The following is a 15246-nucleotide window of genomic DNA, read 5'->3' on the forward strand; positions in this document are numbered from 1 at the left end:
TTATGCAACATATAGATAAGTGCCACCTGATCCGATTTTGTAAACGGAAAAATTAGAAGCTATTCAACATTATGAATCCTTTAAAAAGATCGGATAAGGCATCGCAAAACGGCGGGCAGGTAAAGAAGGAAGGAAAGTCGACATTCAGAAAAATCAACGACTGGCTTCACCTTTGGCTGGGATTAATTTCCGGGATCATTGTTTTTATTGTTTGCATCACGGGATGCATCTGGGTTTTTAACGACGAAATAACCTGGCTCATTGAGCCGGAATCAAGGGCGGAAAAGGAGGAAATACCGGTGCTGACACCGTCTGTGATCCGGGCTATTGCAGCGGATAAATTTCCTGGTCAAAAGGTTACGTATGCGAATTTACAACAGGGGAGGGCTGTCAATGTTGGCGTGGGTGAATACGATGCAGCTGTGCATTACACCCTGCTGATGAATCCTTATACGGGAGAAATTCAGGCAACAAAAAAGCATTTAAAGGACGAACAGGATTTCTTCCGGTGGATACTGGACGGACACAGATTCCTTTGGTTTCCGTGGGAAATCGGTCGGCCAATCGTTAATTACGGAACGATGGTTTTCGTAGTTCTGCTCATTACCGGACTCATCTGGTGGTACCCTAAAAAATGGACACAAAGCACACGCGATAAGAGTTTTAAGATCAAATGGAATGGTACCTGGAAGCGTATCAACCTGGATCTTCATAATGTACTTGGATTTTACTCCTTGTTATTTTTGCTTGCCATTGCACTTACCGGGATGGTGTATGGTATAGAGTGGTACAGCAACGGATTATATTGGGTTACCTCGGGCGGGGAGGCAGAACCGGAATGGAAAGAAACTACTTCGGATTCCCTGCAGAATGGTAAGTTTTATTCATCTGCTGAGGCATTGGATGCAGCGTGGGCAAAGGTGGTTGCGGAAAATCCATCCACGACAGGATTTTACTATGGGTTTCCCGACACAACGGATGCAAAATCAGCAATCAGTTTTACGGTTTATCCAACTGCCGGACAGTACTTTAATACAATTTCGTACAATTTTGACCGACATACACTCAAAAAGCTAGGGCGTAATGAAATTTACGACAAACCTTTTGCCCAGGCTTCGTTTGCAGGCAAATTGCGCAGGATGAACTACGACATTCACGTGGGAAGTATACTAGGTTTTCCGGGTAAAGTGCTCGCATTTTTATCTGCTTTGATCGGAGCTTCGCTTCCAGTGACAGGATTTATTGTGTGGTGGAACCGTAAAGGTTTTGGTAAGAAGAAAAAGAGTCCGAAAAAAGCGGTTTCTAAATCAGAAAGTGTGGAAGTAACGCAAGACAAAAAGCCATTGTTCCGGCCAAAGGTCGTTGCCGCAAACCCGGCACAGATCAGGAATGATCACAGTTAATAGGCTGGCCACTTTTCAGGTACTGTTTTTAAACCCAAAAGCTGCCTGTATAGTTGCGTATATGGGACTCCGGTAAAATTTATAGAAACAACGATGTGGCCCATCCCAATCCGAACGCTCCAACAGGCCTGGTAATAAATTGAAAAACAAAAACGTAGATTATGAGCACAATATCGGGAAGGATACGAGCCTATTGCAAAACGAAGGGAATCCGCTGTCCGGGTAAAAAATTATTGGTGGCGGATTATTTGCAAAAGACGAACGACTACACCGATGCTGGAAATCTGTATCTGCTTTTGAGAAACAGTTACATTAAAATAAGCCCCGCTACCGTTTATCAGTCGCTCATCTGGCTCAAAGAAAATGGTTTTGTAGAATGCAAAACGGGAGAAGACCAACGGCAAAGGGAGAGCTGGTACAGGATCAGGCATGAATAAGGTACGTGGGAATAAGATCTGTCGATAAAATGCAGGATTGTTTTGCTTTTATGAATTGGTTTACTTTTCTTTGTCTATAAACTAAGTAGACTTTATTTTGTATGTACTGATAATACGTTCCGTAGGAGCAAAGCAAACAAACATCCGCTATACCAAGATTTACAATGATACACGAAAGAATATTCAGACTGGCAGTGGGCCGGGAGGCCAAAATTATTGTCAAAGGACATCCTTCAAAAATTACGAACGAAGTTACATTTGATCTTGAATTTTTGATCAGAGACAACGAAAGCGATTTCAGGCCGCCAATTGGAAGTAATCATCCGCAATATTGGAAAATGAAAAAGTACTCACCCGAGAAATCCCGTTTCCTGCAACTTGAATACAGCGGACTGTCAAGAAAGCAATTGCAGGCAACGATCGATGAATTCAAATCACTTTTTGAGCCTGTATATGCTTTTAAAGACAAAACGCAGATAGCGTCGAGGGTGAAGAGCCTGAAAGGGATTAGGGTTAGCGCATTAAATAGAAGGCTTCTGGCCTGACAGGTAAAAAATAATATTTATCCCGTTTAAGACTGGTAACAAACCGGCTCTTAAACGGGATTTTTTACATATAATCCTGTCCGTTTGCAGACGGGATATGGCTACGTTTGATGTACGAGAAATTTTTTGTTGGCTGCTTCGACGAAATCAATCAGAATGGAATGCTGATCGTTCGTTTTGAGATAGGACTTTATTTTTCGCAGAAAATCGTACAGCGGTTCACTGTATTTATGCCCGGTTTGCTGCTGAAACTCTTCAATAGTAAGGTTATTCTCATTTTTGATCAAAAGGTGTAAAGCAATGAAGAAATAAGATACGGGTAATTTACTTCCTTCCAGCAGGGTTCCGCTTTGCAATGTGGTACGAAATCGGCATTGTTTGCACTGAAACTGCTGTTTGGAAGTGAGCCAATAATGATTTTTGCCTCCACATTTTTTGCATACGATCCCGTCACGTAAGCGATATTCTTTAAATGCTTCTACGGCCAGCTCCTCATTTTTATAGGCATGGATAAGGTTTGTTCTAAGCATATTGTTCCGAATCTGAATTTCACTTGGAGCAAATCTAGTAATAATAAAATATAAAGTCTATCGAATTAGTATAATAATAATTATTGGTGGTATGTTGCCGGAATTATAAGCCTACAAAATCTACTGTACCACTAGACGTTTCAGGCAAATTATCTTTCGTCTGGTCTGCTATTATGCGGTTCTGGTTTTGTTTTGGAACATTGCGGTGGGTATATACGAAATTATTTCCCGATCGTTCATTTGTGTTTTTACTGGCAGGATGCCATGTGTGGTACGGTTCCTTTTTTTGCGAAAACCAGATTACCCATTGGCGTAAGTTTGTAAAAGGTATGTCACATCATTCTGAATGATGTAACAGCCAGATGGAGTGTTTTTTCAATCAATCTATATTTAAAAATGTCAAAAGTAAACGAGAAGCAAACTGCGCTGGGTGATGTAGCAGCCAGGCAGTTAGCGATTGCCACACGCACCGTACCTCAAATGGGCGCGATTACACCACGCTGGTTAACACATTTGTTAAACTGGATTCCGGTAGAGTCAGGTGTATACCGTTTAAACAAAGTGAAAGACGGAAGTACAGCTGAGGTTGATTGTTCGGGACGTGACGAAAGGGAATTACCGCATACGTTTATAGACTACGTTGAAAATCCACGTGAATACAACCTGAATGCAGTAAACACGGTTCTGGATGTACACACACGCGTATCTGACCTTTACAGCAAGCCTTACAATCAGATCAGCGAGCAGCTCAGACTTACCATTGAAAGCATCAAGGAACGTCAGGAAAGTGAATTGATCAACAATACGGAATACGGTCTTTTGCACAGCATTGCACCTTCTCAGCGCATTTCAACAAGAAACGGAGCACCAACTCCCGATGATCTGGATGAGCTGATTTCGAAGGTATGGAAAGAACCGGGTTTCTTCTTGCTTCACCCAAAGGCCATAGCTGCATTTGGTCGCGAATGCACCCGCAAAGGTGTACCACCTCCAACAGTATCTTTATTCGGTTCACAGTTTATTACCTGGAGAGGTATTCCTCTTTTTCCATCTGATAAATTACCAATCGAAAATGGTAAGACTAAAATATTGCTTTTGCGTACAGGTGAGAGCCGTCAGGGAGTTGTAGGTCTGTATCAGCCTGGTCTTCCTGGTGAGCAGTCTCCTGGTTTGTCGGTACGTTTTATGGGTATTAATGACAAAGCGATTGCATCTTACCTTGTATCTCTGTATTGCTCATTGGCGGTTCTTGTTGATGATGCCATTGCAGTATTGGAAGATGTAGAAATTGGAAACTACCATGAGTATAAATATTAATCAGCCAGCCGCTGGTGAACATATTACAGGCCTTCCCGACACTGCCGGGTTGGAAAAACTTGCCAATGAGCTGTTTTCATTGATGCCTAATGAACTCCCAAAGGCGAATTTTTCACCCGACCTGGCGGATCATCCCAAGGCTCAGAAGGCGCTGAATCTGGTACACGACCGCTTGCCTTCTCTTTTTCAGGAAAGTAAGGGGTTCGATGCGGCCAGTCCGCAAACGAGCTTGCCAGATCCGCATTTCAGCCGGGGTAGTTATAATGGCGCCGCACCAGTTGGTAACAATAGCGGGTATCTGCAAAATCCGTCAGAGTTACTGGTAACCTCTCCACCTACATCTGGGGCAAAATCTCCGAGTGTGGCTGGTAGTGGTATCTCACCGTCAGCGGCCAATCAGAACAATGCGGTTAACCTGAGCAATCCTCAGACCAGCTTTCAGGATCCAGGTAAAGCGGTTTCTCAGAGCGGAGCGGCGCAAAATACTGCTTTACCTGACTATTCAACTTACACACCGTCTTTGGGAGGAAGTGGAATTTCACCATCTGTGATTCCGGGAGTAAGTCATATTACAGAGCAATTCCCTTACGGCAACGGATTCGGTTACGGAGCTGATTTGAGGAATGCGTTGTCTTCATACAATTCGTTTAAAAGCGTACCGCAAATACCATCTTCACAGGGATTGGGAAGTTCGCAATATTACTTTTTGCAAGGAGCCGGATTTTCTGGTAATGATCCATTCGGTTTTCCGGAGTACAAAGGCGCAGCCATTCAGAATAAACCTGAGACCTCCTCATTCGGATCTTTTGATGTAAACCTGATCAAAAAGGATTTTCCGATTTTGCAGGAAACGGTAAACGGACGCCCTTTGATCTGGCTTGATAATGCTGCTACGACTCAAAAGCCGAAGCAGGTAATTGACCGCATCACTTATTTTTACGAGCACGAAAACTCAAACATCCACAGAGCTGCACATGAACTTGCCGCACGTGCTACTGATGCGTATGAAGGTGCAAGGGAAAAGGTGAGGGCATTCCTCAATGCCGGATCGGTGAATGAGGTCATTTTTGTGAGAGGGGCAACGGAGGCGATCAACCTGGTAGCTAAAACCTGGGGCGATCAGAATCTAAATCCGGGTGATGAAATCATTGTCAGCAACCTGGAACACCATGCGAACATTGTTCCATGGCAGCAACTTGCGGCCAAAAAGGGTTTGAAGATCAGGGTGATACCGGTAGATGACGACGGACAGATACTGCTGGATGAATATGCCAAACTGTTAAATCCAAGAACACGTCTTGTATCGTTTACTCAGGTTTCCAATGCTTTGGGTACAGTTACTCCTGCGAAGCAAATGGTCGAAATGGCTCATGCTGCCGGTGCGAAGGTACTTGTGGATGGTGCTCAGTCTGTTTCACATTTACGTTCAGATGTGCGTGCGCTCAATTGCGATTGGTTTGTTTTTTCTGGTCACAAAGTTTTCGGACCTACGGGCATTGGTGTGCTTTATGGCAAGGAAGATTTGCTGAACGAAACGCAACCCTGGCAGGGAGGTGGTAACATGATTGTAGACGTAACTTTCGAGCATACACGTTACCACGACGCTCCTTCTCGTTTCGAAGCTGGCACAGGAAATATTGCGGATGCCGTAGGACTTGGAGCTGCGATTGACTACGTGAATAAAATTGGTATTGATATCATTCATCAATACGAGCATTACCTCTTGCAATATGCAACTGGTTTGTTGAAAGACATTCCGGGTCTCAGGCTCATTGGTACCGCTCCCGACAAAGCCTCGGTTTTATCTTTCGTTTTCGATGGTTATAAAACCGAAGAAGTGGGTGCCGTATTAAATAAGGAAGGGATTGCAGTACGATCGGGGCACCATTGTGCACAGCCTATCCTGCGCCGTTTTGGAGTAGAAACAACAGTTCGTCCTTCACTTGCATTTTACAATACCTGCTCTGATGTGGATGTGTTGGTGGAAACACTTTATCGTTTACGGAAAAGTAAGAAGTGAAATTTTTTCAAGCGGCTGTTGGTGCATTGATGTTCTGACGGCCGTTTGTCTATGAAATTCTGATATGAATAAAAGTACGAATACGCAATCTTTGATTGGTCTTTTACGAAACACGCATCATGCCGAATGGGAAGCAACACCGTCCTGGCACGATGCAGTTTCCTGGCTTAATGATTTGGTTCATTTTTTGTTTCCAAGTAATCATTTGCCAAAAAAGTCTTCATATGAGGGTATTCTCAAAAAGAATCAGATCGACCTGGAAAACATTTTGCTGAGTTATCTGGAACCGAGCGGGATGGATATTGAAGGTGTTGTGAATGATTTTTATTCCTCTCTGGAAGGTATCTATCGCAATCTCAGACTGGATGCCAGCAAGATATTTGAGTATGATCCGGCAGCCACCAGTGTGAACGAGGTGATCGTTTCATATCCGGGATTTTATGCCATTACTGTTTATAGAATCGCCAACCATTTAAGCAGGTTAGATATTCCAGTGTTACCAAGGATTTTGAGCGAGTTTGCTCATGGAAAAACAGGAGTGGACATCCACCCAGATGCAACCATAGGCGTGCCTTTTATGATTGACCATGGTACTGGAATTGTGATTGGCGCCACGACTGTTATTGGCAAGAATGTAAGTATTTACCAGGGAGTAACGCTGGGTGCGTTGCAGGTTGCCAAAGATCTTGCCGAAACAAAACGGCATCCAACCGTTGAAGATAACGTAATCATTTACGCAAGAACAACCATTTTGGGTGGTGATACCATTATTGGAACCAATAGTGTAATAGGAGGTAGTGTATTTTTAACAAAAAGTGTCGAGCCCAACTCTCAGGTTTTTAATACACACCAGCTTCGGATTCTGGTTAAGCATCCGGTGGTTTGAGGGATGGATATCCAAGCGCAAGGTCATACTCCTTATGTGTACGAATAAGTTTTACGTAACACAGCTGTGTATTGCAAAAAGCCTCAAAAAATGTGAGATTTTCACATTTTTTGAGGCTTTGTAATTTTCAATTTATACTAAAATCGTCTAAACTAAAGTCTATTCTTTCACAATCACATCATGCGCTCCACCTTCCACAATACTTACAGATGAAACCAGCGTGATGCTTGCTTTTTCTTTCAGTTCGCCAATAGAAATGGTACCGCAGCTGCACATGGTGGATTTAATTTTACCCAAAGTTACGGCAAGGTTGTCTTTCAGAGTACCTGCGTAGGGTACGTAGCTATCTACTCCCTCTTCAAATTTAAGTCCGTCGGTGTCGCCCATGTCGTAGCGTTCCCAGTTGCGGGCACGGTTGGAGCCTTCTCCCCAATATTCTTTAACATAGCTTCCATTCACCATCAGTTTTCTTGTCGGGCTTTCGTCAAACCTTGCGAAATATCTTCCCATCATCAGAAAATCTGCGCCCATTGCCAAAGCAAGTACCATGTGGTAATCCTGGGCGATACCGCCATCTGAACAAATTGGAACATAAATTCCTGTTTGCTGATAGTATTCATCACGTGCGGCAGCAACTTCGATAAGTGCCGTAGCCTGTCCACGTCCGATACCTTTGGTTTCGCGGGTGATACAAATAGATCCACCACCTACACCAACTTTAACGAAATCAGCACCGGATTCAACCAGATATAGGAAGCCGTCTTTGTCAACCACGTTACCTGCACCTACTTTTATCTTGCCGCCGAATTCCTTTTTGATGTACTGAAGCGTATCACGCTGCCATTCAGAAAATCCATCTGACGAGTCGATACAGAATACATCTGCACCAGCTTCGATCAGTGCAGGAACTCTTTCTGCATAATCACGGGTGTTAATTCCGGCACCAACAACCAATTTCTTTTGCTTGTCCGTCAGTTCAAGCGGGTTGTCTTTATGGTTGTCATAATCTTTTCTGAAAACGAAGAATTTGAAATTCTGATCTTCGTCTATAACAGGCAGACTGTTCAGTTTGTGCTCCCAAATCAGGTCATTTGCTTCTTTAAGGGTGCAACCCAGTTTCGCGGTGATCAGCTTTGCAAAAGGCGTCATGAATTCTTTCACCTTTTTGCTTGAAGCATCCGTTCCAACGCGGTAGTCGCGGCTGGTTACGATACCCAATAGCTTGCCTTCCGCAGTTCCGTTGTCTGTAATGGCAATCGTAGAGTGACCTGTTTTCGCTTTTAAAGCAATAACGTCTTTCAATGTATGTTCCTCAGTCAGGTTTGCAGTGCTTATTACAAAACCCGACTTGTGGTTTTTAACCTTCCGTATCATTTCGGCCTGCTCCTGAATAGACTGAGAACCGAAGACAAATGACAGACCGCCATTTTTTGCCAAAGCAATCGCCATTCCGTCATTAGAAACAGATTGCATGATGGCTGAAACAAAGGGGATATTAAGTTCTATTTCCGGAGTCTGCCCCTTTTCGTATTTTGTGAGCGGAGTTTTTAGAGAAACTTTTCCAGGAACGCAGTCTTTCGTTGTAAGGCCCGGGATTAAAAGGAATTCACTGAAAGTCCTGGATGTTTCGTTTAAGTACTTAGCCATTGTATTTTTTTAAGTTTGAGGCTTATGTAGCTGCCTTTGGCAACTGGTTCTGTATGTAACTAAAAATTGTCGCCGGGAATTCGTTTTTGCAGAAAAAAATTTAAAAGTTTAGCTGCACAGAAGACTGCTGGTGGCAATCTTGCTTATTAACGGTCCAAGAAATGGCTTCATTTGTGCAAATTTCAAAAGAATATGCGGATATACGGTCTTCAAAATTATAAAATTTGCAAAAAAAATCAGGGCTCCTCCATTTTCGCTTTTTCTTGCAGAATATTCTTCGGTTTCTTTCACTTTACATTACCTGTATTTTAATTTTAAACAGGATTTCATTACCGGACTCTTATATATTGTACTTTTGGAGCATTCAGGATCAAAACCCGGGTTTGCCAAAATACATAAATGTTGAAAATCGCAACAGCACTTTTTCTTTTTTATACATCAATAACTACGGTGTCGGGACAAGCGGCATGGAACATGATCGCGGAGAATGACGGCATTAAAGTATACTCCAGATCGGTACCGACAAGTAAAGTCAAAGCGGTGAAGGTGGAGTGTATGGTGAAAGCATCCGCTTCTCAGTTGGTAACCTTGCTCATGGATCTTCCCGTGGCTACGGAGTGGGTTTCACATACCAAATCGTGTGTTTTGGTAAAAAGAATTTCTGCTTCGGAATTATTTTATTATTCAGAAGTGAGCCTTCCCTGGCCTCTGGAGAACAGGGATTTTGTGGCGCACATCAGAGTTAGTCAGGATCTGGCTACAAAAGTGGTGACCGTAGACGCACCAGCTGTGCCGGGTTGGGTCGCGGAGAAAAAGGGTATTGTAAGAATTACACACTCCACAGGGCACTGGATCATAACCCCCGTGGAGCCGGGAAGTGTAAAAGTGGAATATACTTTGCAGGTTGACCCCGGTGGCATTATTCCTGCCTGGACTGTGAACATGCTGGCTGCACAGGGTCCTATGGAAAGTTTTAAAAACATGAGGAGCCAATTGCAGCTGCCACGTTATAAAAATGTAAATCTGTCTTTTATTGTCAACTGACAGGCGTTTACTTCGCATCAGGCGTCCCTCATCACGCCGATTTTTTCGCCCTGCCAGTCGGGGAAAAGCGTTTTGTCGTCGGTAAGCTTCAAATGTTTGTCTGCCACTTCGCTGAATACACTTCTGAAATCTGTTGTAACAGCAAGATCACGTCCGTCTTCCAGATTTTCAACCGCGATTGGCTGCATTTTTCCGTGAACCAATCCACCATTCACATCATTGCCCAGAATGAAGTTGCAGGAAGCACGACCGTGATCGGTGCCGCGTGTCCCGTTTTGGCGAACTGTGCGCCCAAATTCTGTCATAGTCATTACCGTCACATCGTCCTGATAAGCACTCAGATCGTTCCAAAAGCTGCTGATACTGTTGCTGAGATCTGCGACGTTTCTTGCAAAAACACCATTAGCAGCTCCCTGATTGAAATGTGTATCCCATCCGTTGGATTCCGCAAAGGCAACTTCAAGTCCCACATTCATTTTAATAAGCTGTGCAATTTGTTTCAATGAGTTCCCCAGGGCAGAGTTTGGATAAGTAATGCCAGGTTCTGGTTTGTAGTTTTTCAGATCTGCCGTTTTTAGTAATTTCATTGCTTCAAAGCTCTCTCTGCCGGTTTCCTGTAACAGACCAGATGCGGTTTGGTCATAGAGATCCTCAAAACTTTTTGCAGCCATATTCGCTCCGGATTGGTTTCCTTTCATTTGTATTGCAAAGTCCTGAAGATTGCTGATTGATACAGAGGGATTATCTCCGTAGAAGGAGCGTGGCATGGCAGATGTTAGGCTCACTGCTGTAAAGGGAGTAAGGGCCTCATCTTTCAAAAGTCCAACAGCCCTATTCAGCCAGCCGCTGGCGGTTCCCTTGTTAAACGGGGTTCCGGATTCCATATAGTCCTGGGCGTCGAAATGAGATCTGGTGGTGTTGGGTGAGCCGATACCGTGAACAATAGCCAGCCGTTTTTCTCTGAATAGTGATTCAAAAACCTGCATTGATGGATGTAAACCAAAGCGTCCGTCGAGGTCTATCAACGGTTTATCGGATGTACTTTGTGCCGCCGACATCAAAAGATTTGGCCTCGCTGTTTTAAGAAACGTATCGTTAAAAGGCGTAACGGCCATTAAACCATCCATAGCTCCTCGTTGAAAAATACAAACAAGTGTCTTTTTCTTTGCGAAAGGAAATGCCGTTTTGTTGGCGGCAGCCGCTTGTACGGCAAATGCCGGAATGCTGCCTGCGATACCCGCACTGAAAAGTGCCACACCGCCTGATTTCAAAAAAGCTCTTCTTGATAACATAAGTTTTTTCGTTGAGTTAACGTCTCTGATATTCCGGTGAGCCAATGATAACGCCCACTACCTGTGCCAACATGGTACCGCTTTCTTTGCGATTAGCCTTGGAGTTGGACACCGGTTTCTTTGTCCGTTCAGACGACATGACATCGCCTGCATTTTCAGGCTTCATCTTGTTACTGGCTTTATCGACCTTTTCCGACAGTTCCGGATCATTCAGCATCGGTTCTAACCTTTCCACCGTTTTTGAAATGTCCCGTTCAGGCATGATCAGCTTGCTGTATGTAATCAGAGCGGCCTGCGAACTTTCAGGCTCATGGAACTGATTGAGTGCAGGGAGGTTGACCCGGACACCTGAAATCCGGTTGGCAGAAAGTGCAAGACCAAAATTCATTCTGTTAAGCAGCGCACCTGTGCTGATCCAGTACTGACCTTTGTCCGGAAAGCCGGTTGGTGCCTGATACGAGTACATTTTTTCGCCCATTTTAGAGATCCAGTTGTATAATTGATAGGGTTCCGTGATGGTTGCATTCAGACTTCGTACTGCCCCAACCGCCAGTTCAAGAGGGGATTTCGTCTTTTCACGCAATGCCGATGCGGCCCAGAACTCAGGTGCTGAAACCATGGCTGTCAGAACGGCCTTTATATCTCCATTCTCTGAAAGGAAGGTTTTTGCCATCTTGTCAACCAGGCTTTTGGGTGGATTGTCATTCACAAATCTTACAGCAATTTTCTGTGAAATGAACTTTGCCGTATTCGCATGATGCGCTAAATCTTGCAGCAGCTGCATCCCTTCAGAATATCCCTGATCCGGTCCGTACTGTTTTCCCAAAACCGTTTTTGTTCCGCTGTCGTGACGGTTTGCAGCGAACAGGAAATCGCCCTCCCGCACAAATCCCTGTCTGTCCAGTTTCTGAGCGCGTTGTCTCAAAGTATCTCTGGTGTAAGGTTGAATAGGGTATACGGTCCATCCGGTTAGAATCCTTGCGGCCTGCGTGACGTCCTCCTGGGTGTATCCGCCGTCAACTCCGAGGGTATGCAGTTCCATCACTTCTCTTGCATAGTTCTCGTTGAGCCCTTTTTCTTTTTTGACTTTTTGCAACATGTTGATCAACGAATCGATCAGAGGATCGTTTTGTGGTGCAGTCTTATCATCTGCTTTTTGTTGATTCGTTTTCTTTTTAGATGCGAATTTGTTGTTTCCTGCGGCGCTGCTGAAATTATCCAGATAATATAACATCGCTGGCGACTTAGCAGTTGCAAGAAGCAGTTCTTCAAACTTGCCCAACGAATTGGGTCTCACCACATCTCGTTCGTATGCAGGAATAAACTGGGCACAGTCGTTCTTCGTAAGAGATACATTGAAATGATTAAACCAAAAACTGGTCATTACTTCTTGTAACTGATTGTTGGTGTGGGCTGCTCTGAGTATTTTTTGATTGATAAACTGCCTGTACAATTCTTTTTGCGGTCTGATATTGTTTTGCTGCATGTAGGTTTCCAACGCAGCTTTGTTTTGCTCAGAATTTGTACCAACAGAATCTTTGTTAATGAATCCGTCTTTTACAGCCATGCGTAATACCTGTGGCTGCTTGGGATAAATCATGAGGACTTCTTCATTTGTCAGTTCAATGGAGTCATAACTTTTGAGCTTTGAGGTTAGGGTGTCGTCCGGTATTTTGGCTTCGAGCTGATCGTGAAACCATTTAGTTAAACCTTGTTTTACAACGGCGTCAATTTGTCCAGGAGTAGCCCCATATGTAAATCGGCTCAGCAGGTGTGCAGCCGCCTGGCGTTCGTTAAGTCCGGCAGCTTTATACGGAAATCTTATTTTACTTTGGTCGGAAATGGATGAAGAGAATAACCAGCCACCCAAGAAAACTGACATGGAAAGAAAAAAGCGGGGCATAGTTTTCATAAATTCTCGTAGTTTAATCGTACACTCAGCTTTGACCAGAAAAAAGCATTTGGTTTAATACCAGGTGCTTAATTATTTTATCGGCAATATTTTTAGTGCCAAAAATCCTGCCAGTTCAGATTAATTTTGTTGTTTTGATGCCAACAATATTAAGTTGTATGAAAATCAAATTTTTTGCTCCCGAATGGGGAAACACTTTGCCGTTTGAACACTTTTGTAAAAACGTTAAGGAAGCTGGCTATGACGGAGTAGAAATGGCCTTGCCTTTCGATGGTCGTCAAAAGGAAGATATCCTTCAAAGTCTGAAAAATAACAACCTGGATTTGATCGGGCAATACTGGCAGTCGTTCGAAAAGGATGTTGACGAACACGCGACTAACTATGAGAAGTATCTGAGGAATCTGATCAGTGCCAATCCTTTATTTATCAATTGCCAGACCGGAAAAGATTATTTCAGTTTTGGTCAGAACAAAAGACTTTTTGATCTGGCAGCCAAACTTTCAGATGAATCTGGTATCAAAATCATTCATGAAACGCATCGGGGCAAAAGCCTTTACGCGGCCAATATTACACACCATTATCTTACGGAATTGCCAGACCTGAGAATCACGCTGGATATTTCGCACTGGTGTAATGTTCACGAATCTTTACTTGAAGATCAGCAAGAAGAAGTTGCCCTGGCAATTGCCCATACTGACCATTTTCACAGCAGGGTGGGGCACCCGGAAGGACCGCAGGTAAATGATCCCCGTGCACCTGAGTGGGAAGAGGTCTTGCAGGCACATTTAAAATGGTGGGATGCTGTTGTGGAAACGCATCGAAAGGCAGGCACGGACCTTACTGTCACCACCGAATTTGGCCCGGCTACCTACATGCCTGTTATGCCCTATACCCAATTGCCCTTGGGCAATCAGTGGGAAATTAATGTGTATATGATGAATCTTTTGAAAGGGCGATATAGCAGTAAATAAAAAAGCACGGATCAGGTTTTTTACCCCAATCCGTGCTTTTAAATATTTCAAATTCTCCTATTTCAAATCACCGATAATATCTTCCCACCGGTAATAATGGAAGACTTTCCCTTCGGACATGGCTACAAACAATCCATGTTTGAACTGATCATTCAATGCCACATTTGTCACATCCGAACCGTCGCTTTTCAAGGCTGTTACCTGTACTGATTTAAGCATTTTATGCTCGTGCGGATTTGAAGATGAACCTTCTCTTGGGAAAATCTGGAACTTACCTGCTCCCTGATCAGAGACCAGAATGTACCCCGTTTTGTCTCCCGTTTTGTAAATGGAAATCCCTTCGTTGTCCTCGGTAAATCCTGTGTTTGGAATCAACGCCAGTTCTTCATTCCCTTTTTCAGGATCGGCGTAATATTTCCTGATGCCAACCTGCTCGTCAGAATAGTAGATGTAACCCAGCTCATTGTCTACAGCTATGGATTCTATTTCCTTTTTGCCACTGTATTTGCCAAACTTGCGAACAACCTCCGCAGCAACATTCCCATTGCCGCCGTCAGTCAATTTATATTGCCATAAATAGCCATCCGCCGGTCCTGATTTGCGTCCTACCACTGCGAAAATTGCTTTGTCCGATGGTCGGGTGTATAGAGAAATTCCCATCGGAGCCTGTACGGTTTCTCCCTTGAAAACCTCAATTCCACCATTGTCAATCGCCTTCATGTCGGGCAGACTGAAAATGCGGATTTTATTAGCTTCACGTTCGGTTACGACTGCAATGTCGGTAGGTTTGCCATTGATTATGAGCCCATAAGCGATGTCGACATTGTTAGGGCGTTTCAGATTACGCACTACTTTATCGGCTACTATTTTTCCGTTCAGGTCAAATACATACAAAGCGCCGTCGATGTCTTTGTCTGTTCCAATGATCAGACTTTTGGAAGGATCGGCAGGATTCAACCAAATGGCAGGATCGTCGGTATCGTGTTTGACGGGTTCGGTAATTACAACGGGTTTGATCGCATTGGAATCCAGGGATGTATTGCCGGATAGTTTTTTTGTGCAGGATGCAGATGTTAGTATTAAAGCCAGCGACAACGCGCTGATGGTATATTTAATCATTTTCAAAGTTCATTTATTTAAAAATCTGAGTCCGGTTTTACCCGGACTCAGATTACATATTCGAATTCAAGGATTGCTGGATGCAGCTAAAATTACTTTCTAATGTTGCACTAAGAGCTGAAA

General features: G+C 43.8%; 13 protein-coding genes. 8 read left to right on the forward strand and 5 right to left on the reverse strand.

Annotation, left to right across the window (positions count from 1 at the left end):
- Positions 1-71 precede the first annotated feature (71 nt).
- From LZG71_RS23185 to LZG71_RS23195, 3 genes are all read left to right on the forward strand, one after another.
- Positions 72-1403 (forward strand): PepSY domain-containing protein, encoded by a 1332-nt coding sequence (locus tag LZG71_RS23185; protein ID WP_233824436.1) that lies wholly within the window; start codon positions 72-74, stop codon positions 1401-1403.
- 161 nt (positions 1404-1564) lie between these two features.
- Positions 1565-1840, forward strand: a complete 276-nt coding sequence (locus LZG71_RS23190; RefSeq protein WP_233824438.1) for a transcriptional repressor — start codon at positions 1565-1567, stop codon at positions 1838-1840.
- A 164-nt stretch (positions 1841-2004) separates the two neighbouring features.
- Positions 2005-2385, forward strand: coding sequence for a hypothetical protein (locus LZG71_RS23195; protein ID WP_233824440.1), 381 nt, complete (start codon positions 2005-2007; stop codon positions 2383-2385).
- Between the two features lie 101 nt (positions 2386-2486).
- Here LZG71_RS23195 and LZG71_RS23200 read toward each other — a convergent pair whose 3' ends face one another.
- Positions 2487-2915, reverse strand: coding sequence for a transposase (locus tag LZG71_RS23200; protein ID WP_233824442.1), 429 nt, complete (start codon positions 2913-2915; stop codon positions 2487-2489).
- A 396-nt stretch (positions 2916-3311) separates the two neighbouring features.
- Here LZG71_RS23200 and LZG71_RS23205 point away from each other — a divergent pair, with 396 nt between their 5' ends.
- The 3 genes from LZG71_RS23205 to LZG71_RS23215 all read left to right on the forward strand — a co-directional run bounded on the left by LZG71_RS23205 (position 3312) and on the right by LZG71_RS23215 (position 7138).
- A complete protein-coding gene (locus LZG71_RS23205) occupies positions 3312-4232 on the forward strand; it encodes a family 2A encapsulin nanocompartment shell protein (RefSeq protein WP_233824444.1) in 921 nt (306 codons plus the stop codon).
- Entirely contained in the window at positions 4216-6252 is a 2037-nt protein-coding gene (locus tag LZG71_RS23210; RefSeq protein WP_233824446.1) for a family 2A encapsulin nanocompartment cargo protein cysteine desulfurase, read from the forward strand. The genes LZG71_RS23205 and LZG71_RS23210 overlap by 17 nt, the downstream gene beginning before the upstream one ends.
- Positions 6253-6316: 64 nt before the next feature.
- On the forward strand, positions 6317-7138 hold the full coding sequence (locus LZG71_RS23215; protein ID WP_233824448.1) for a serine O-acetyltransferase: 822 nt from the start codon (positions 6317-6319) through the stop codon (positions 7136-7138).
- A gap of 159 nt (positions 7139-7297) precedes the next feature.
- Here LZG71_RS23215 and LZG71_RS23220 read toward each other — a convergent pair whose 3' ends face one another.
- Entirely contained in the window at positions 7298-8785 is a 1488-nt protein-coding gene (locus LZG71_RS23220; RefSeq protein ID WP_233824450.1) for an IMP dehydrogenase, read from the reverse strand.
- Between the two features lie 399 nt (positions 8786-9184).
- Between LZG71_RS23220 and LZG71_RS23225 the strand changes: the two genes are divergently transcribed.
- On the forward strand, positions 9185-9829 hold the full coding sequence (locus tag LZG71_RS23225; protein WP_233824452.1) for an START domain-containing protein: 645 nt from the start codon (positions 9185-9187) through the stop codon (positions 9827-9829).
- Positions 9830-9846: 17 nt separating this feature from the next.
- Here the strand turns inward: LZG71_RS23225 and LZG71_RS23230 are convergent, their stop codons facing one another.
- Both LZG71_RS23230 and LZG71_RS23235 read right to left on the reverse strand, forming a co-directional pair.
- Positions 9847-11121, reverse strand: a complete 1275-nt coding sequence (locus LZG71_RS23230; protein WP_233824454.1) for a DUF1501 domain-containing protein — start codon at positions 11119-11121, stop codon at positions 9847-9849.
- Between the two features lie 16 nt (positions 11122-11137).
- Positions 11138-13033: a DUF1800 domain-containing protein gene (locus tag LZG71_RS23235; protein ID WP_233824456.1), complete on the reverse strand. Its 1896-nt coding sequence runs from the start codon at positions 13031-13033 to the stop codon at positions 11138-11140.
- A 158-nt stretch (positions 13034-13191) separates the two neighbouring features.
- On the opposite strand from LZG71_RS23235, the gene LZG71_RS23240 reads away from it, so the two are divergent.
- Complete coding sequence (locus tag LZG71_RS23240; protein ID WP_233824458.1) at positions 13192-14004, forward strand: sugar phosphate isomerase/epimerase; 813 nt, start codon at positions 13192-13194, stop codon at positions 14002-14004.
- A 57-nt stretch (positions 14005-14061) separates the two neighbouring features.
- Here LZG71_RS23240 and LZG71_RS23245 read toward each other — a convergent pair whose 3' ends face one another.
- Positions 14062-15123: a phytase gene (locus tag LZG71_RS23245; RefSeq protein WP_233824460.1), complete on the reverse strand. Its 1062-nt coding sequence runs from the start codon at positions 15121-15123 to the stop codon at positions 14062-14064.
- Positions 15124-15246 lie beyond the last annotated feature (123 nt).

The organism is Dyadobacter sp. CY312, assembly GCF_021390535.1.
Classification (GTDB): domain Bacteria; phylum Bacteroidota; class Bacteroidia; order Cytophagales; family Spirosomataceae; genus Dyadobacter.